The sequence below is a fragment of the Ornithinibacillus liuyingii genome (assembly GCF_055550225.1).
In genome coordinates, this window is record NZ_JBPWOS010000004.1 from 53865 (window position 1) to 74635 (window position 20771).

The 20771-nt window shown below is 35.8% G+C and carries 16 protein-coding genes and 2 riboswitches; of the genes, 8 read left to right on the forward strand and 8 right to left on the reverse strand.

Annotation, left to right across the window (positions count from 1 at the left end; genetic code table 11):
• Positions 1-19: 19 nt before the first annotated feature.
• The gene (locus ACSKT4_RS06435; protein WP_186869057.1) at positions 20-442 is read left to right on the forward strand and encodes a M67 family metallopeptidase; all 423 of its coding nucleotides are present in this window, start codon (positions 20-22) and stop codon (positions 440-442) included.
• 255 nt (positions 443-697) lie between these two features.
• Here the strand turns inward: ACSKT4_RS06435 and ACSKT4_RS06440 are convergent, their stop codons facing one another.
• Together ACSKT4_RS06440 and ACSKT4_RS06445 are read right to left on the reverse strand one after the other, a co-directional pair.
• Positions 698-910 (reverse strand): hypothetical protein, encoded by a 213-nt coding sequence (locus tag ACSKT4_RS06440; RefSeq protein WP_186869056.1) that lies wholly within the window; start codon positions 908-910, stop codon positions 698-700.
• Positions 911-1172: 262 nt separating this feature from the next.
• Positions 1173-2963, reverse strand: a complete 1791-nt coding sequence (locus tag ACSKT4_RS06445; protein WP_186869055.1) for an ABC transporter substrate-binding protein — start codon at positions 2961-2963, stop codon at positions 1173-1175.
• Positions 2964-3220: 257 nt separating this feature from the next.
• Between ACSKT4_RS06445 and ACSKT4_RS06450 the strand changes: the two genes are divergently transcribed.
• From ACSKT4_RS06450 to ACSKT4_RS06475, 6 genes are all read left to right on the forward strand, one after another.
• Positions 3221-4750, forward strand: coding sequence for an amidase (locus ACSKT4_RS06450; protein WP_186869054.1), 1530 nt, complete (start codon positions 3221-3223; stop codon positions 4748-4750).
• Positions 4751-5015: 265 nt separating this feature from the next.
• Positions 5016-5972 carry an AAA family ATPase gene (locus tag ACSKT4_RS06455; protein WP_186869053.1) on the forward strand — a complete coding sequence of 319 codons (957 nt, stop codon included), beginning with the start codon at positions 5016-5018 and terminating at the stop codon, positions 5970-5972.
• A gap of 3 nt (positions 5973-5975) precedes the next feature.
• Entirely contained in the window at positions 5976-7244 is a 1269-nt protein-coding gene (locus ACSKT4_RS06460; RefSeq protein WP_186869052.1) for a DUF58 domain-containing protein, read from the forward strand.
• The gene (locus ACSKT4_RS06465; RefSeq protein WP_465823044.1) at positions 7241-9436 is read left to right on the forward strand and encodes a transglutaminase-like domain-containing protein; all 2196 of its coding nucleotides are present in this window, start codon (positions 7241-7243) and stop codon (positions 9434-9436) included. The genes ACSKT4_RS06460 and ACSKT4_RS06465 overlap by 4 nt, the downstream gene beginning before the upstream one ends.
• Before the next feature lie 31 nt (positions 9437-9467).
• A riboswitch (purine riboswitch) is annotated at positions 9468-9569 on the forward strand.
• A gap of 182 nt (positions 9570-9751) precedes the next feature.
• Entirely contained in the window at positions 9752-11284 is a 1533-nt protein-coding gene (guaA, locus tag ACSKT4_RS06470; RefSeq protein ID WP_465823045.1) for a glutamine-hydrolyzing GMP synthase, read from the forward strand.
• A gap of 231 nt (positions 11285-11515) precedes the next feature.
• Positions 11516-12742 (forward strand): hypothetical protein, encoded by a 1227-nt coding sequence (locus tag ACSKT4_RS06475; protein WP_465823046.1) that lies wholly within the window; start codon positions 11516-11518, stop codon positions 12740-12742.
• Positions 12743-13545: 803 nt separating this feature from the next.
• On the opposite strand, the gene ACSKT4_RS06480 is transcribed toward ACSKT4_RS06475, so the two are convergent.
• From ACSKT4_RS06480 to ACSKT4_RS06495, 4 genes are all read right to left on the reverse strand, one after another.
• Positions 13546-13977 (reverse strand): hypothetical protein, encoded by a 432-nt coding sequence (locus ACSKT4_RS06480; protein WP_465823047.1) that lies wholly within the window; start codon positions 13975-13977, stop codon positions 13546-13548.
• A gap of 580 nt (positions 13978-14557) precedes the next feature.
• Positions 14558-14848 carry a hypothetical protein gene (locus tag ACSKT4_RS06485; protein WP_465823048.1) on the reverse strand — a complete coding sequence of 97 codons (291 nt, stop codon included), beginning with the start codon at positions 14846-14848 and terminating at the stop codon, positions 14558-14560.
• Between the two features lie 245 nt (positions 14849-15093).
• Entirely contained in the window at positions 15094-15915 is an 822-nt protein-coding gene (locus ACSKT4_RS06490) for a hypothetical protein (protein ID WP_465823049.1), read from the reverse strand.
• A gap of 67 nt (positions 15916-15982) precedes the next feature.
• A complete protein-coding gene (locus ACSKT4_RS06495) occupies positions 15983-16504 on the reverse strand; it encodes a GNAT family N-acetyltransferase (protein ID WP_186869048.1) in 522 nt (173 codons plus the stop codon).
• 308 nt (positions 16505-16812) lie between these two features.
• Positions 16813-16913, forward strand: a riboswitch (purine riboswitch).
• Between the two features lie 139 nt (positions 16914-17052).
• Between ACSKT4_RS06495 and ACSKT4_RS06500 the strand changes: the two genes are divergently transcribed.
• Positions 17053-18342, forward strand: a complete 1290-nt coding sequence (locus ACSKT4_RS06500; protein WP_186869047.1) for an NCS2 family permease — start codon at positions 17053-17055, stop codon at positions 18340-18342.
• Positions 18343-18449: 107 nt separating this feature from the next.
• Here ACSKT4_RS06500 and msrA read toward each other — a convergent pair whose 3' ends face one another.
• A complete protein-coding gene (gene msrA, locus ACSKT4_RS06505; protein ID WP_186869046.1) occupies positions 18450-18974 on the reverse strand; it encodes a peptide-methionine (S)-S-oxide reductase MsrA in 525 nt (174 codons plus the stop codon).
• Positions 18975-19143: 169 nt separating this feature from the next.
• Positions 19144-20478, reverse strand: a complete 1335-nt coding sequence (locus ACSKT4_RS06510; RefSeq protein WP_186869045.1) for an alpha/beta hydrolase — start codon at positions 20476-20478, stop codon at positions 19144-19146.
• Positions 20479-20771 lie beyond the last annotated feature (293 nt).

The window sequence follows — 20771 nt, forward strand, 5'->3', positions numbered from 1 at the left end:
ACATGTAAGGGTGTTATGAATGGAGAGTAATGAGTCGGTTATTATAATTCCGAAAGAGGTATTAAAATTAATTATTCAGAATTGCTATCAAGCATTACCATATGAATGTTGTGGTTTTTTAAGTGGCCGTCAAGATAATGAAGTTATTTCAAATTGGAATTTGAAAAATGAGGCAAAACTAAAGAAGCAATTTAAAGTAAGTAGTCATACAGTTGGAGAGGTACTTAGAAGGATCAGTGCTAAGGGGGAGAAAGTAATCATTTTATATCATTCGCATCCGACAGCACCCCCTATCCCATCAAAGGAAGATCTACAATACCATCCAGATGAAGATATTAAAATGCTAATTATTTCGCTTATGAATAAAGAGATTCAATATAAATGCTATCAAGTCTCAGGGATGGAATATAAAGAGGTACCGGTCCAAATTATGGAATCGTAACTCCTAAATTATACTAAAAGTGTTCTACGACTAATATTCTGACAGTAAACGATACCTCTGAATTAAAATTAACAGTTGCAATAATCTGCTCCGGAAATACTTGTGTTTCCACTATTCATAACATCTGTTTATTTTTGGTGGTTTGCATATCACTCATATTGTATGTCTTCCATAGGAACTACGTATGATGTGAGAGCAAATATTAATTTACCTAATTCGCTAAACCATATAGTTTTGCTTTAGCTATATGAGAAATCAGTCATCACCAGGGTTAGAATCATCGATTGAAGCCGTTGCTCCAGATTCTTCATTATTATTTTTGAATCCTTTATTAATTTGACCGGCGTTCTCTATATCACCGGTAGCCTTATATCCGGCAACTTCCATATTGCTTGTTGTACCATATAAGCCCATTCCACCGAGTTCAACTTTTAACTTTTCTGGTGTATGGTCTTGTTTTTCACTCATCGTAACACCTCCTGGTATTATTGTGACCACGAGACTGATGTTTATTCTGGAAAAATAAGTGAATAATGCAGGCTAGCAGGATTAGCTAACATCATTTGTTCCAAAAGAGAAAATAAAGAAGAGGATGAGACAATAGGGGCTCAACCTTGTCCTTTCCTCCCGCAGGAATCTACGCAAATTTCCAGAGCTAGTATCGTGTATCATTCGGTTTTACATTTAATTCTTTTGTTATGTCCCATCCACTTCTAGTTCTACACCAATGTTACTTTTTCTCGACAACCCACCATTGATGTGTATTGTTATATAGCGTATAAGGTAATGGTTCAATACCCTTTAATCGATTGTTATATGCCCATACATTATTTGGTGTATAAAGAATAAGCGCAGGCAGCTCTTCGGAATAGAGCTTTTGCCAATCACGGTATACATCTGAACGGTAGTCTTGCTCAAAGGCTTCTGGTGTTTTTATAGCTTTGTTTAATAAATCGTCAGAATCTGGATTATTCCAACGTGAAAAATTATATGCAGCAGTCGATAACCATAGATTAGCTGGATCTGGCTCGGTACTGGATAGATTCCAACCTAATAAGTATAAATCCCAATCATTGTTATCATTGGTTAAATCCTGGATGAAGGTAAACATTTCCTTTGGCTCTCGAAGTTCAATTTTAATTCCAATCTCCTCAAGCATTTGTGCAATTAATGGGCCCGTTTCTTCCCGAATTGCATTGCCTGTAGGATAATCGAAATGTAATACCCACTCATTTCCGTCCGGATCTTCACGAAATCCATCCTCATTTTTATCCACATAACCTAGTTCATCTAACAATGCTTTTGCCTTTTCTGGGTCGAAGCTATAATGTTCTGTTGCGCTTTCATCATATGCCCAAAATGATTGGGCGATAGGAGAGTGAAGTAATTGTCCACGTCCGTTTAATAATTCCATAATTAATTGTTCTCGATTTATAGCATAAGCGATTGCTTGTCGAACTTGTGGTTCGGAAAGCTTTGGATTAGGTTTCCAGTTAGTTGGGTTAATGATGCCGTTCTCGACATCCTCTTTTGTCTGGTGATGCAGTTTGAAACCGAGTATTTGATAGCTAAAATCAGGCTGCTCCACTAAGGTGATATTTTCCAAGTCACGTACTGTTTCGTAATCATTTGCAGAGATTACATCTGGATTTGCTATTATATCCACTTCACCTCTTTCCAGCAGTCCTGCGATAACTGATTTTGCTACTACTCGCCAAATGATTTCGTCAAGATATGGTGTGCCTTGCCAGTATGCATCATGGCGTTCGAGAATGTATTCCTCTCCTTCAACTGCTTTAGCAAATTTAAACGGTCCTGTACCGATTACTTTTTCTGGATTTATGGATGCCTCTGCACTAGGCATATCGGCTATTGGAATTTCTTTAAATATATGCTCTGGAATGACTGGAAAGCTTGCAATATAAAGTGGATTTATCATTGGTTCCTTAAACTTAAAGGTGACCGTATACGTATCATCTGCGATAAGGCCTTGGAATTGATCGGTGTCTCCGTTAACATATTCGGAATATCCCAGTAGTGGCTCTACAAATGCAGTGTGAACCCCACCAGCTTCTGTATAATCAGGGTCTGCAATGGACTGATAAGTAAATACAACATCATCTGCAGTAAATTCCTCTCCATCATGCCATTTGACCTCTTCTTCTAGGTAAAGGGTTAATTCAGTTTGATCTTCATTAGTCTCCCAGCTTTTTGCTAACTTAGGAATGAATTCTAGTTGTTCATTTTGACCTACTAAACTCTCATGTGTAAAGGAGAGAATGTTCGCTTCGTAAGGATCCTCATAAAATATGGGATTAAACATTCCCGCTGGTGGTTCATACATAGCACCAACAATAGATCCACCAGGTGTTGGCTCGCTAGCTTCTTTCATTATATCTTCTTTTTCTGGGGCGGAATTCTCTTCCAAAGGATTATCTGTTTTATCATCACATGCTACTAATAGAATACTAACGAAAATTCCTATGATAAAGATTCGTATACTGAGTTTTTGTGAGAACAAGGTACTTCCTCCTCTATTCTTGCTGTTTATAGTGGGGCAAGACGCTAATAACCAATGAACGACAACAGTTTATTTATAAAGCATGTAAACATGGCGTGATTGGATATGATTTTCGTAACATCTTATGAAAGGTTGTTTTATATTATTACTTTTCAAGGATAAAGAAATGAGATCGACCCTAGTTGAAACAAGGTAATGTTCTATTTCATTTTTTGGTGATAAACTAGAAGAAATAGAATAAACTCGAGGTGTAGAAAATGGATTTACATACGTACGTTACATTAGATGCAACAGATTTGGCAGAGTTAGTTCGAAAAAAAGAGGTAACCCCTACAGAGCTTGTACAGTTAAGCTTGGAGCAATTAGAAAAAGTTAATCCGGATATTAACGCAGTCGTTCATGATAGAAAGGAAAAGGTTTTACAAGAAGCTGAGAAACTAGGCATTGGTGAAGCTACTTTTTCTGGTGTGCCCTTTTTATTAAAGAACATTTCCCAACGATTAAAGGGAGAGCCAATCACTTCAGGTTCACGGCTTTTGCGTTCGAATTTTGCTAAGGATAATTCTAATCTAGTGGACAAGCTACAGCAGTCAGGATTTTTATTCTTGGGGCATACGAATACGCCAGAATTTGGATTAAAGAATATTTCAGAGCCTGTATTATATGGTCCATCAAGAAACCCTTGGAATACAGAATATTCTCCAGGAGGATCTAGTGGTGGCACAGCAGCTGCAATTGCGGCCGGGGTAGTACCAATGGCCGGGGCTAGTGATGGGGGAGGATCTATTCGTATACCAGCGTCCTTTTCGGGATTAGTCGGATTAAAACCAACAAGGGGACGTACACCTGTAGGTCCAGGTAATGGACGTCAGTGGCAAGGGGCATCGATTGATTTTGCTTTATCTAGAACGGTTCGGGATAGTGCAGCATTATTAGATATCTTACAGGTTGTTCAACCCGAAGCTGCTTTTCAAACGCCGCTTTTCCCTGGTAGCTTCCAAGAAGAAATGAAAAAACCTTTTGATAAACCGTTACGCATTGCTTTCTCGACGAAGTCTCCTGTAGGCACACCGGTGTCTGAGGATGCCAAGAATGCAGTTAGGAACATAGTAACTTGGCTGGAAGGTGAGGGCCATTATGTGGAAGAAAGAGATAATGGTGTAGATGGTATCCAGCTAATGCGTAATTATTACCTGATGAATAGCGGGGAGATGGCTTCTCTAGTTCAAGAACTGGAAGAGGCATTCGGTAGAGAAATGACAGCAGATGATATGGAGATCGAATCCTGGCTATTAAGTGTTGCTGGTAAGTCCGTAACAGCAGCTGAGTTTTCTGCGAGCCTTGCAGCTTGGGATATTGCGGCAGCGCAAATGGCCGAGTTCCATCAGGAATATGATTTCTTTATAACACCTGCAACCGCCTATACAGCACCAAAGGTAGGGGAACTTACCCACTCTGATGCTAAGCAAATGGAATTAAGAGAGCGAATTGAAAAACTGGATAAAAGTGGGCAACAGGAGCTAATTTATGAAATGTTCCTACCGAGCTTAACCTATACACCATTCACGCAGCTTGCAAATTTAACTGGACAACCAGCTATTTCATTACCTGTCTATTTATCTGAGCAAGGCTTACCCTTAGGTGTACAAGTAATGGCAACTAAGGGAGAAGAACACCGTCTTTTACAATTGGCCTATCAGCTTGAGCAAACATCACTTTGGATAGATATGCTGCAAAATCCGTTTTTAAAGGAAATGGGTAACAAAGGCCACGTACCTCGTTTATAGAAGAAAGAGACAAACCTTATTATTGGTTTTTCTTAAGGTTTGTCTCTTTTATATTCCAACTTATTTTCACTATTTAGGTTTGGTACAAGTTCAAAGGGGTGTATAGGGTAAAGAATAATAGAAATAAACATAGCAATTTATATAAATTAAAACGTTTATACACCTCTTTTTTTGAAAATAATGTATTTTAAGTATCCTTTTACTAAGTACTTGATTTTTAGTATAGTTAAAAGGAAAAGTAATTTATGCAGAGGGGCGTTAGTGGATGCAGGAGACGATTGTGTATAACGAAAAAGTAGGAAAAGTCATCGAGAATATTAATAAAGTAATGATTGGAAAAGAAGACGTAGCTGTTTTAAGTTTGGTAGCTTTACTTGCTGAGGGCCATGTTCTACTTGAAGATGTGCCTGGTGTTGGAAAAACAATGTTAGTTCGTACATTAGCTAAATCACTAGATTGTGATTTTAAAAGAATACAATTTACCCCAGATTTATTACCTTCTGATGTAACCGGTGTTTCAATCTATAATCCAAAAGAAATGGAATTTGAGTTTCGTGGTGGACCTATTTTAGGCAATATTGTATTAGCGGATGAAATCAATCGTACATCACCGAAGACACAGTCTGCACTTTTAGAAGGCATGGAAGAAAAAAGCGTTACGGTTGATGGAAAAACAATTCCGCTGCAAAAGCCTTTTTTCGTAATGGCAACACAGAACCCGATAGAATATGAAGGAACATATCCACTACCAGAAGCTCAATTAGATCGTTTTATTTTGAAACTAACGATGGGATATCCATCTTTAGAGAACGAATTGGAAATGCTAGAAAGAATATCCAAAGAGCACCCCATTGAAACAATTTCACCTGTCATGTCAAAAGAAGAATTAGTTTTAATCCAAGAAGAAGTTCGCCAGGTTTATATAGAGAAAAATGTTCAACAATATATTGTTAATCTTGTCCGTGAGACGAGAAACCATGAGGATATTTTTCTAGGAGTTAGTCCACGTGGGTCAATTGCCTTGATGAGGGCAGCGAAAGCTTACGCATATATCAATGGCAGGGATTTTGTTCTTCCTGATGATGTGAAGTATTTGGCTCCATATGTACTAACACACCGGATTATCTTAACTTCTGAAGCGAAATATGACGGGAAAACAGCAAGACAAATAGTGGAGCAGGTAGTCAAACAAACATTTGTACCAATTCGAAAGGAATTTTAGGTAATGAAACCAGCTTTTCGTTTAGTACGTAATGGTCTATTTATCTTATTCCTATTTGTCATACTTTTTGCTTATGCGATGTTTCAAGGGGGTTTTACGAGCTGGTTCCTATTTTATAGCTTTCTACCAATCTTCCTCTATTTAGTGGGTTTACTGTTTTATCCGATTTCCCGTTGGAATGTGGAGAGGAATATGTTTAAGCATGTCGTTGCCACAGGGGATCGTATTACGGCTTCTATCCAAATAAAACGTAAAATCCCCTTTCCCATTTATTATGTCATCGTTGAGGAAGTGTTTCCTGAGTCGTTAAATCGAATTGATATTCGGCATGCTAAATACCAATATATGGACCAACCGAATAAATTGTATCAAAACCGTCAAATGAAAAAGATTATCTTCCCTTGGTTTAAGCGAGAATTTATTATTACCTATGATCTCGATCAGCTACCTAGAGGGGTTCACGTTCTTCCTGCTGTTCGTGTTAAGACAGGTGACATATTTGGATTAATTAAAAAGGAGTATGTTTATCCTGTAACGAATGAGTTAATCGTATATCCCGTTACAAGGAATATTCATTTAGTTGAAAAGATAAACAGCTATGAGCAAGGCTCGATTTCATCCTTTTCCTTAAATCTAAAAAATACAAACGTTGCAACTGGCGTTCGTGAATATACGCCAGGTGATAAATTTTCCTGGATCGATTGGAAACAAACAGCTAGGAAAAATGATGTCATGACCAAGGAATTTGAACAGGAAAAAAGTACAGATACGCTAATAATTTTAGATAATTGCTATTATCATGGCATGAATTTACTTGCTTATGAAGCCACTATTGAGGCGAGTATGTCTTTAATGGAAACGATAAGAAGACAAGCCTCTCAAGTTGGGTTTCTATCGATTGGGGAGGATACGGTATTTTTCCCTGTTAAAAATGACCCTGCGAAAATGGAAGGAATCAGAAAGCATTTAACCCAAGTACAGCCACGTTTGAACTATCCATTTGCTAGGAAGCTAAAAGAAGAAATGCAAAAAATAACGAATAGCTACTTTGTCATATTAGTTACAACGCATCTGGATCACATGGTAAGAGATACCCTTCAACATATGGGGCTAAGAGAGAAGAAGCTTATGATTCTATATATCCAGACTGAGGGCCGTATTTCCATGGAGGAACATCGTGTTATCCAAGAGCTTCGTAATGAAGGGGTTGGCATTAGTCTGTTAACCGAGAAAGATTTGGTTATGGATCCAATCGAGGTGAATGCATTATGAGGAAACTAAATAGAACGAATATACCTTTTGTTTACACCTCTATTCTTTATCTGGCTGGTTTATTGTTATTTCTAGAGTGGCTTTATCCAGTAGATCAAGTAACGGATACGACGTTTATCGGCATCTTTATTATCTATACGTTCTTTTGTTTCTTTATCAGCCTAATTCAAATTAAATGGTGGCTATCCTTTATTTTAAAAGGATTTGGGATTGTTTTTATTTTGAATGGATTGTATTCTGCCAATAATTTTTGGAGTATGAGCTGGTTCAAGGAATTCTATGCAGAAATTGCCTATAATATCCAAGTTCTACTATCGCGACAATGGTTTGATTTGTCTAATATGTTCCGTACCTTATTATTTTTACTCATCATATGGTTAATGAGCTATCTGATTTTTTATTGGTTTGTTCAGGTAAAGCGGGTTATGGTATTCAGTGTTCTAACGTTTGTTTATATCACACTGTTAGATACGTTTACTGTATATAACGCAGATTGGGCAATTTTACGCACATTCATTATTGCATTTTTAGCTTTAGGATTAGCGAATGTTCTAAAGGAAATCCAAAAAGAGAATATACAAAGCTATCGATTAGGTACGAGACCACTTTGGATTCTACCATTAATAGTCATTGTATTATTATCTTCCGTAGTTGGTTATGCAGCGCCAAAGCTTGACCCACAATGGGCTGATCCAGTTCCGTTTATAGAAGGTGTTGTAAATGGAAATGGAATTGGTGGGGTTGGAGTAATTCAGAAGGTTGGTTATGGTGAAAATGATGATAGTCTTGGCGGATCCTTTGTCCAAGATTATACACCAGTCTTTCAAGCTTACATGAAGGAGGACAATTATTTCCGTGTAGAATCCAAGGATCTTTATACGGGGAAGGGTTGGCTTAATTCGAAGCGGAAGGAATTTGAGGAACAAGAGGATGGAATGATTAGCTTTGAAACCTTCACTTCAGACGTCGTGACAGAAGAAAGACAGTTGAGGCTAGATTTTGATGAACGAGCGTATATTTCGAAACTACTTTATCCGTATGGAATTAATCAAGTAACAACTTCTGATGAAAATGTGTCCTTGAAACTAAATGATGCTACAGGTGAAATTAGAACAGAAATAAATGATAGTACTGTAGTTCTGTCTGATTATAAGATTACGTATGACAAGCCATCATACCCTATCGATCAGATGAGGGAGAGTGGTACACCGGCAGATGAAGATTTACTAGAGAAATACACACGTCTACCATCCACCTTGCCAAATAGGGTCCAAGTATTAGCAGAAGAAATTACAGCTAATCATGATAATCAGTATGACAAAGTCCGTGCAATTGAACGATATTTTGGTGCTAATGGATTTGTTTACCAAATTAGTGATGTTGCTGTTCCAGAGGAAGATCAAGATTATGTGGATCAATTTTTGTTTGAAACAAAGGTAGGGTATTGTGATAATTTCTCTACTTCCATGGTTGTCATGCTTCGTACACTAGACATTCCGGCTAGGTGGGTAAAAGGATTTACTAGTGGTGAAAAAGTAGGTGACAATGTTGACGAGGAAGGTAATAATCTATATCAAGTAACCAATGCTAATGCCCATTCGTGGGTAGAAGTATATTTTGAAGGAATTGGATGGGTACCATTTGAGCCAACACAGGGCTTCAATGCACCAAATAGTTATGCTGTTGATACATCCACACAAGATGATGTACTAGAAGCACCTGAAGCAGAACCACAAACACCAGAACAAGAGTTAGAAGTGCCAGAACAAGAGGCTGATGAGGCATTTAGCCCAGCTGCTAAAGCAGATGATCAAAAGATTGAATTTACAATAGTTCATGGGATTATTCTAGCAGTGATTCTCCTTATTGGAATCGGATTAGTATACTGGAAGAGAAATCAAATAAGAACCTATTTATTAGAGCGAAAAATGACCAAACGAAAGGATGAAGCGACATATCAAGAAGCCTTCCATTTCGTATTGAAATTATTGAGTAAGAAAGGGTTCCAGAAAGAACCAGATCAAACACTGAGAGAATTTGCTGTCCGAATAGATAATTGGTATGGTACAAATGAAATGGCTAAGCTAACAGCAAACTATGAGAAGCTAATCTATCAAAATAGTACCAATCACAATGTAGAAGATGAAATGTCGGATTTATGGAAAAATTTAATTAAACGTATATTGGGTTGACTAGAGTTTCCTATCACTAGTAAAATAAGTTTAACTTATAAACACATGCTTTCATATATCCTCGATAATATGGTTCGAAAGTTTCTACCGGGGTACCGATAATACCCTGACTATGAAGGCGGAATTCTAGATATTACCCAAGTCTGGATTTCTGCCTTTTTCTATATTTATGTACTTCCTATGCTAGGAGTATGATATAGAAAGGCGGAAATCCAGACTTTTTTTATTATCTTTAGCAGTAAGGATATAGTGAAGTCTATATTACATGCTGCATTTGGATTGCGGTCAACATATTACAATATAAGGAGAATAACAATGGATAACGAAATGATTCTAGTTTTAGACTTTGGTAGCCAGTACAATCAATTAATTACACGAAGAATCCGTGAATTTGGTGTCTATAGTGAACTACATTCACACAAAATATCAATAGAAGAAATTAAAAAGATAAACCCAAAAGGCATCATCCTTTCTGGTGGACCACATAGTGTGTATGACGAGAATAGCTTTCGACCAGACGAAAGAATATTTGAGCTAGACATACCGGTACTTGGAATATGCTATGGTATGCAGCTAATGGCATTACACTATGGTGGAAAAGTAGATAAATCCAAAAATCGTGAATATGGAAAAGCAACCATTTCCTTGCAAAATAATCCAGTATTATTTAGTGAAAGACCAGAAGCACAAACAGTCTGGATGAGCCACGGAGACAAAGTTGTTGAAGCACCGTCAACTTTCACAGTAGATGCAACAAATCCGTCCACTCCAATTGCCGCATTCAGCATGAAAGAGAAGAAGATGTACGGTGTTCAATTCCACCCGGAAGTACGCCACTCTGAGTATGGAAATCAATTATTACGTAATTTCGTATTCGATGTTTGCGGAGCAAGTGGTGACTGGACAATTGAGAACTTTATTGAACAAGAAGTAAAGGCAATTAGAGAAAAAGTTGGTAACCGAAATGTCCTTTGTGCCCTAAGTGGTGGTGTCGACTCTTCTGTAGTAGCAGCTTTAATTCATAAAGCAATTGGTGATCAATTAACGTGTATTTTTGTAGACCATGGTTTGTTACGTAAGAATGAAGCAGATGACGTGATGAAGGTTTTCGCTGATGATTTTGATATGAATGTGATCAAAGTGGATGCTTCAGAGCGTTTCCTATCTAAGCTAAAGGGTGTCGATGATCCAGAGAAAAAACGTAAAATTATTGGGAACGAATTTATTTATGTTTTCGATGATGAAGCGGCGAAGCTAAAGGATATGGATTTCCTAGCACAAGGAACACTTTATACCGATATTATTGAAAGTGGAACAGAAACAGCACAAACTATTAAGTCCCATCATAATGTAGGTGGACTTCCTGAAGATATGCAATTTGAATTAATTGAGCCCTTAAACACATTATTTAAAGACGAAGTTCGTGAATTAGGTTCACAATTAGGCTTACCAGATCGAATCGTATGGCGTCAACCATTCCCAGGACCAGGACTTGCTATTCGTGTACTTGGTGAAGTGACCGATGAGAAACTAGAAATTGTTCGCGAATCTGATGCTATTTTAAGAGAAGAAATTGCTAATGCAGGCTTAGAACGCGATATCTGGCAGTATTTCACGGTATTACCTAATATTCGCAGTGTTGGTGTAATGGGAGATGCTCGTACGTATGATTACACGATCGGTATTCGTGCAGTAACTTCTATTGATGGAATGACCTCTGACTGGGCTAGAATTCCATTTGATGTATTGGAAAAAGTCTCTACTCGAATTGTGAATGAAGTAGCACATATTAATAGAGTGGTGTATGACATTACGAGTAAGCCACCTGCTACTATTGAGTGGGAGTAAAAGAGGCACTTCGTTAAACATACTAAGATTAATAGTGTAATACCACAACGGTGGTGTTACACTATTATTTTTGCATAAGTGACTTTCTCTGCTGACCAAATTTTCACATTTATCACTTCCTTTTTTTAAATATAAAAAGTGCAATCGATTAGGTTAGTTATTACTCTTTAACTATTGATTATTAACTTTTTCCTTTTTTTTTCGATAATATCTTTAGTAGGAGGGATTCTTGTGGATAGAAAAGATGGAGCTGAAAATAGATATTCATTATTAAATATAGTTATTCTATTAATTTTAATCTGTATACCAGCATTTCTATTATTAAAAAAAGTATACTTGCTAGTTAGCATCTATGTTGTATTAATTAGTTTATGGCTAGTATGGGTAAATAGGAATACTATAACTAGAAATGTCAATGTTTTTTTGGTTGAACGGAATAAGCTAAAGAAATTAAAGTACTATCACATTACAGATGATAACAAAGATATAGATTTAGAAAAAAGACTAAATACCTTTAGTTTATTTCGTGATACGGCGCTGGGAACAGTATTTATTTCAATAGTTAACTTGATGGCAATACACCGTCTCATTCAGCATTTTTTAGGTGAATCTGCAATTTTGAATTTATTAACCACGATCATTATCAGTTTTGTAGTTCTCATTGGATATGGGGGGATAATAGCATTTATAGTTTATAAATATACAACAACTATTTATGTTACAATACCAATAATTAGTGGATTCATCTACTTTCTCTTTCTAGACCCCATAATTAATTCCCTACCTGATTTTGCCAAGTTTGGAGTCTATTTATTTACAACAGTAATGCTGTATTTTGCGTTAACGTATGCTCTTCCAGTTCATGTTTTGAGAAAGCTAAATGGCAAGACAGTCCTAATTAGTTCAATTACAACAATATTAGCTGCGTTTTTAATTCGAATATTGTCATTCTATTTTCCAAGTTATATCCAAAGTGAAAATTATCTATTAACCATTGAAACTCTAAAAAATGCGACTGATATCTCAGATACATTAAAAAAAATCATATTAGATAATCCTCAGTTAGTAGATGTTATTAATCTTTTTTTAGTAAAAGAAGCATCGAACCTATTGATCTCAATGACAAGTTTAGTAATAACCGCTTTTACAATATCTTACATTTTAGGTGGCCTAATAATTAATAGAAAGATAAGGAAAAATAGGCTGGAAGCAAAAAAAATCTATAGAAGGCTTATTAAAGAAGAATATCCAATAAACTATCAAATTTTAATTGAATGCTCCTTTTACGGTGGAGAAGATTATGAGAATCTCTTATTAAATAATGACTTAACCTCAAAAATAATCATGGATAACGAGACTAATCTCAATATTCCGGATACATCAATAAAAAAACGGATTGTAGCTTGGTGGAAAAAATCAATTGTATACTCTATTTTCTCAGATAAAAAAAGACTTTAGTAAAATAATTAACTAATAGATATACTCAAATACACAATGTGAAGTCACTAGATAGTTGCACTCAATTTCACTGACTAACTCACACAGTTTTTTGATTTCCCTAATAGTATATTCATCAACTCCAAAGTTAGATCATTATCATGAATGGCATATTCTTCATATTCACAATCTAATCCAATTCGTTCTTCATTTCTTCCATATCAATGTGAGAAGGGAACTATTTACTGCGTATTGCAGATGTATTGAGCTATCGATTGAGGAAAATAGAGCCACTAGTAGTACAATCGCTCTTTAAGGTATAGAAACAGAACAATAGCGGATCTGCTTGCCATTGACTGTTATGCCCGGTTTTTTGCATTCACTGGCGGGCCCGCCAGTGAATGCTTAGAATAGAAGTGTTCGTGTATCATACTTGTGCAGGTGTGCCTATTTGGCATTATTTATGACAGACTTGTCATTATTCCTCAACACTTGCAAAAGTGAAGTCCAAAATTGTGGCGGACAATAGCATTTGAGCTAGTAATAGTGGAAAGTTGCCGGTGGATCACCTTTCCGCAGGTACTGGCTCAATCTTCCTCATACAGTGGCTCAAAACTACGCGATGCTGGCTCAAACTGTCCGCAATACTCACGTACTAACCAATTCACCCTCGTTGTATTTACCTTGTTGATAATATAGACATTCATTTCAATTTTAAGTATCACCTCGTTTCTAGAAATTGGGTAGAAAAAACAGTAAACTCATATGAATTTACTGCTCGAATATTGTATTGAACTTAATCGGAAAATAGAATTTCTCTATTTTCATATAGGGAAGTATACTTGGGACATGATTCTTATTGTTGGATCCTCTGGGTTCTCTACTTGTATATCTAGTATCTCCCTCATTAATGCCATACAAAATTTTGTTCCTACTTCTTCAGTAATTATATCTTTTAAATAAATATTATTATCATCATATTTTTCGGGAAAGTTCACATCAAAATAGGTCATTTTTTGTTTTTTTTCTTCCCATATCCTATATTTCACTATACCTTTGCCGTCAATTTTTAGTTTAGTACACTTAATTAAGAATTTATCTATTTGTCCTACTTTACTCCATGTAGCTAAGTTTTTAGTTATATACACTTCATCCCAAGTATCAAAAATAGGAAAGTGCAATAATAAATTCCTTATAAAACTAAATAAATCATCTGCAATAATTCCTTCAAAATGTGGTCTTCCACCTTTTTTCATCCATTCAAGATAAGTTTTTATTGGCTCATAACTTAATAGTTCTTTATATATTGAGAAAGCTTCCCTTAATTTAAAAAATCTTACACTAGCTTCTTTATTGAGAAAATCATCATTAACAATTTCTTCAAATAAATCATAGAATCTGTTGTAAAATAGCGATAATACTTCTTTTTCTTGTTCATTAGGTTTTATTGACTCTATATAGCTTCCCTCCTTGCAGGTTTTAACTTAGCTTTATTTCCTAATACATACTAGCTAATGTTCAATATTTCAATAAATATAATGGAATGATACTTTTTAGTGTATATTTTCAATTAAGAGAAGTACCTATTAAAGACTTTTTAGCAAGTAGCAATATCTCTGATATTGTTTTTCCAACAAATTGTTGTACATCCATTATTGAAGTTTGAGAGAATGAAATCTCAAAAAGACACATTCTTGTATCAAGTTCCACATTTTAGAGGGGATTCCAATGATTACATTGATTTCTCAAAAATTGAACACTTATTAGATTAAAACTTTTAGAAGTTTAAAAGACGTGCAAATAAGATGGTCTCATCTATAAAAATATTTTCATTTATTAACCTGGTGAACTATATAGCAAAGAGCTAATTAGTTGCTCTTCTGTTCGGAGCTTTTCTAAATCTTCATAATATCTATCTTTAGTAATATTCATACATGCAATTCTGTTATAAAAGGTCCTTGTAGATAAACCATGATCATTATAGAACATAGTGAATTCATGAATTGTTCCGGCAAGTCCTGAACTAGCTAAGCACCAATTTTTTAGTTCTTTGGGAGGAAGATCAAGTTCTGATTCTGCAGAGTACCATTTATTAATAAATGGTATTAGTTTATTCAACTCTTGCACAAACTCTTCCTCCGTTTTTGTTTCATTTAGAAACTCGTTATAAATTCCAATAACTTTTTCTGCTAAAGAGATTAAATTGCTAATTATTACTTTTGTTTGAGATATGAGAGAGTTCTCCTCTCCAGTATTTTCTTGTTGAAATATTTTTAGAGTGTTGTAGTAAGTATGGAATTTAAAATGTATTTCATTTATAATTTCGCAGTTTCCAGATAATTTATTCCACCAATTTTTGTCTTGAGTTTCGTCTACCCAAGTTGTATGGCAAATATATTATCATTGATTATATCAAATTCATCTCTACCAAAGTAGGAGAAGATAATATTTGCTTTTTTATTTTTCCATTTATTTTCTTCACGTTCGCCTTTGTATATTTCTAACCCTTTTACTTTTTTAACTATTTCATGATTCATATTAGAAATTTCCTCAAATGACAAAGGGCTTTTTAGAATAACTTTAACTGAATAACTTTTTGCTATAGGACTATGTGATGGTTCGACATCACATATAATATAATCCTCAGATTCATAATAGTAAGTTTCTGATTGATGAGGGGTGTATGCTTCGACAGGGAATAGAATCGTTCCGCCTATATTTGCTCTGAAAATAGGTTTCTGCATTTTATCCCAAATATCCAAGTATAGAAAAAGTAACTTCTGAATATCATACAAAGATTTGTTTCCCTTTTTGATTAATAATCTATCTACGAGAGCTTCACATAAAAAACTTGTAAATAAGCTAAGTGGTTTAGTTGGGTGTCCCCAAGAATACTGAGTAGCATTGCTTGAGGAAATGACTGCATATCCTTTTCCGAAGAAATCAATTATGTTTTCGTTTAAATCAAACGAAGAAGTTTCTTCAACCCTAAAATTTCCAGACATGCAGCTATCTAAAATTATTAACTTATTTTTAGAAGATATAGAGTCTAAGAAATTAATAATTTCTCGTGTACCAATTGCTTTGTCACTAAAAGATATAAAGAAGTTAATTAAAGGGACACCGGTATCATGGTAGGATTCTAAAGTCTTGATCTTGTATCTAGATGGAGGAATGGAATATATAGGATCCATTGATTAATTAATAAGAAATAGCAAATAGCCCATACCAATCAGGCTTGGGCTATTTATATTCTACCTATCAATCAAGTAAAAGCTGATATGCTTTACGCTCACCGTGTTCAACAGGAAAATAAATCATGCCACTATAATGAAATCCTGCATTTACAATCACTTTTTGCATAATTTCATTTTTTGGATATGTGTCAATACGTACATCTTTATATTCCATGTGACGAGAGAGTACAATTAAATCATGTAATAAGATTTTGGATAACCCTTTGCCACGGACATGTAAATCTACCGCTATTCTATGGATAACGATGTAAGAATCCTCTTGTCCTTTCCATGATCCTCCCGTCATATTTTCGTAAGGCGCTTCTGGACCTGGAACTAATGCGCCATATCCTGCTATCTTGTTATCGGAGATTAAGACATGTGCATATCCTTTTTCGATATCTTGCTTAATTAATTCAGGTGTCGGACCATCCCCATTTTGCCATTGTGGTAATCCTTGCTCCTTTAGATAGGCAATTCCATCATTTAGAATTGACATAATTGCTTCTAAGTCATGTATTGTTGCTTTTCGTGTATAGACTGGCATTGTTTAATCCTCCGATATTTTTAAAATGTGTTTTCTTATTATTACTGAGGTAATGCCGTTTAAACAAGTAAAATGCACTTCTAAAAGAGGATAGTTACTTATAATTGTTGAAAATGATGTTGCTATTATTTGAGGTGATAGTAAATCATTGATGGGTGAATTTAGATGTGAGGGGAGAGGGATTTCTTCCTTAAGTCTCGAAAACCTTTTGGGACGTGGGTGAAAAGGCGAACATTATTTTTTTTATTTTTAAAAACGTTCGGGAATGGTTGACATTTAACTAGTAAAATAGTAACATATTATCTGAAACAAGGTAAAAGAATACTTTGCGTATAATTTAGGGGATATGGCCCAAAGTTTCTACCAGACCACCGTAAATGGTCTGACTACGCAGATTAGTAATATTTAGATGATAGTTTATTATTTACTAGAATCCAATTACTTTTCTCACGTAGTTTTTTGGTAGCAAGCTTAAGTCCCCAATTGGTGGATTTAAGCTTGCTTTTTTTTATTTGCATTCATTTTTAGTTATTTTAGGAGGAAAAGTAATGAAGAAGTTTTTTCAATTTGAACAATTAGGAACTAATCTCCGCACCGAATTTACTGCCGGATTAACAACGTTCTTAGCAATGGCATATATATTATTTGTTAACCCAGATATTTTAAAGGAAACAGGTATGGATCAAGGGGCGGTATTTACAGCAACAGCAATCGCTGCAGCAGTAGGTACGTTATTAATGGGTCTTATTGCGAAGTATCCTATCGCCCTAGCACCGGGAATGGGATTAAATGCATTCTTTGCATTTTCGGTTGTTATTGGAATGGGTATTCCTTGGGAAACAGCATTAGCTGGGGTATTAGCTTCTGGACTTATTTTTATTGTGCTAACATTAACTGGTCTTCGTGAAAAAGTAATTAACGCTATCCCTGCTGAATTGAAGAAAGCAGTAGGAGCAGGTATTGGATTATTTATTGCATTTGTTGGTCTTCAAAATGCTGAAATTATTGTAGGTGATCCAGATACGTTATTAGGCCTAGGGGATTTTACCAATCCGATGGTATTACTTGCTATATTTGGATTAGTAGTAACTGTAATTCTATTAGCGCTTAAATTAAAAGCAGGTATTTTTTATGGTATGATCATTACTACTATTGTTGGATTGATTTTCGGTTTGTCTGAGTTCAATGGTATTGTTGGAAGTGTACCAAGTCTTGAACCTACGTTCGGGCAAGCATTTGCACACTTTGGTGACATTTTCACTATCCAAATGCTAGTTGTCATTCTTACTTTCTTATTTGTCGATTTCTTTGATACGGCAGGAACTTTAGTTGCGGTATCAACACAAGCAGGATTAATGAAGGATAATAAATTACCGCGTGCTGGTAAGGCGTTGTTTGCTGACTCAGCAGCGACAGTTGTTGGTGCAGCAGTAGGTACGTCAACTACTACTTCCTTCGTCGAATCTTCTTCAGGTGTTGGAGTTGGTGGACGTTCTGGATTTACTTCGGTCGTGACGGCAGGATTTTTCCTATTAGCGTTATTCTTCTCGCCACTATTAAGTATTGTGACATCAGCAGTTACAGCACCAGCATTGATTATTGTTGGGGTATTGATGGCAACAGCGTTAAAGGATATCGATTGGAATAACTTCGCAATCGCTGTTCCAGCCTTCTTAACCGTTATTATGATGCCATTAACATACAGTATTGCTACTGGTATTGCAATTGGATTTATTTTCTATCCAATCACAATGCTTGTTTCTGGAAAGGCGAAACAAATCCATCCAGTTATGTATGTACTGTTTGTCATCTTTGTTGCATACTTTATTTTCTTGTAGGAGTTAACTTAAACCAATTATAAATTACTGGTCGTCGATTAATGGGCGGCCAGTTTTTTATCTATTAAAATAGAAAAAGCACCCGTCATGACGGATGCTAATTAATCTTACTTCCAATTCTCTTCGATAAACTCATCACGGCCTGATTTGGCCCGATCTTCTTTATATTCTTTTTCGCTTTTTTTATAGAAATCTTGATGATAATCTTCCGCTGGATAGAATGTAACAGCTGGTAGAATCTCTGTTACAATTGGCTTTTGGAATCGGCCACTTTCCGCTAATGCTTGTTTAGAAGCTTCTGCTTGTGCTTTCTGCTCTTCATCATGATAGAAGATAGCAGTGCGATATTGTTCTCCACGATCTTGGAACTGACCACCGGCATCGGTTGGATCAATTTGGCGCCAGTAAACCTCTAATATTTCATTATAGGAAATAATACTTGGATCAAACGTAATTTCAACCGCTTCGTAATGACCAGTAGTACCCGTCTTTACTTCCTCATACGTTGGGTTTTCTACATGGCCACCAGTATAACCAGAAACAACAGCATGCACTCCGTCCCACTGATCGAAAGGTTTTACCATACACCAGAAGCAGCCGCCAGCAAATGTTGCTTTCTTTAATGTTGTCATATTATATATCCCCCACATTGTGCTATAGACGATGTAGACAGGCTACATCAGATTGAACTAAGAATAAGATTATATAAAACTATATCATATTTAGGAAAACTATCCTAAAGAAAAATTCCAGAAATTAATATGGCAATAAAATATTAGAGGTATTATGGAGATACCCATCTTAATTAGAAACATTAAGATGGGTATTAAAGAATTCTAAAGTAATATTATTTATTGTGTTGTGTAGTTCTTTGGTAGATAGGTTTCCTGTCATACCTATCCATTTTGTAACTGGTGAAAGTAGAGGGAAATCACTAAAGTCTAGATGAAGCGCATCTTTAAATGGAATTACGTTGTCAGAGCCGCTAATTGACTCTATTCTTCGATAAAATTCAGCTAAATAGTCCTCATCATCGATGTAATCTGCAGTTAGGGAATCGTCACCTATTAGTGTTAGAAATGGTTGTTTAACCCCTAACTCATGTGCGTCTCCGTAGGGAAACCCATCCATATTTATTCCTGCATGGAATCGGTTATCCACTGCTAAAGTATGACTAGCAGTAGCTCCGCCAAATGAATGGCCCAAGTATCCAACTTTACTTAAATCGATTTGCCCTTTGGCTTGTTCTAACCAGACTTCATCATGAATTTCTCCATCATTAACATTTTCCACCCAGTTGAGAACACTTTGCGCATCTTTACTCCATTCATATAAATAATCATTTAAAAGGTCATCATCACCAGTAAATTCAATATCAGCTAATCCAGGTCGGTCTCCATTGGAGAAAACAGTTCCTGGAGAAAAATAAGTATGGTCTATTCCTACAACTATGTATCCTTGACTGGCAAGCTCTAACACTTGGAAATGGTTCTGGCTTCGGTTACTACCAAATCCGTGAGAGAAAAAGATAATGGGATATGGATTTTCTTGATTTAAAAGAGTGGCATGATTATAAGCTGGAACCTTTTGTTTGACGAAAGATTGTAAGAGAAAACCTGGTATTCCATTTAATTCGGCGAATTCTTCCATGAATAGGGAAGGGTGTTCATGGTACTTTGCTTTAGGTGAATGTTTAACATCTTCTGTCGGATACCATAATTGGACCATAATTCTTCTCGGTTCGTCTCCTTCTGCCCATTGGTCAACACGGCTATTATCCACAACCTCAAACGTCTTTGTTCCCACCTGATATGGTCCGGTTGGTTCTTTTACCGTGAACCAAGGAAATAAATATCCGGGCAGAGCAAGGGCGAATAGAAGGAAGGCGGTAATTAAAGTTCTTTTGGCTACCGTTTGTTTCTTTGTTTTTGAAACGTTGAATGTTAATCGGAATGTAAGAAAAAGTGTTATTAAATACAGTAGTACCATTGGCAGGCGCCATCCGTTTACCCAAACTTGTGTTAATAGGAGTATCCATTGTGCCATAACTAGCAGCAATAAAAGGTTTTTTTTCTTGCCCCAGAGAATAACAGTAAGTACAACGGAAATGGAATACAATATTTCTAATACATTCACCGATACCACTTTCCTTCCTTAAGCTTCATTAATTTAAACAGACTACATCAGTTAGGGTTAGATAACCTTCAATAATATAATATCATAAGATTTTGACTTATTTGGAATTATTTAAGTGTAATGTTTATTTATTACAATTCACTCTATTCAAAAGCACCAGGCATTATGCTATTTGGAGAGGTGCTTTTAAAATCAAAGTGAATTCCTAACTATTCAATTAAGATTTAAATCGGTTTTGGATTAAATATGAAAAGGTTAGAAGGAATTCTATGTAACTATAGTTATAGTGGAAA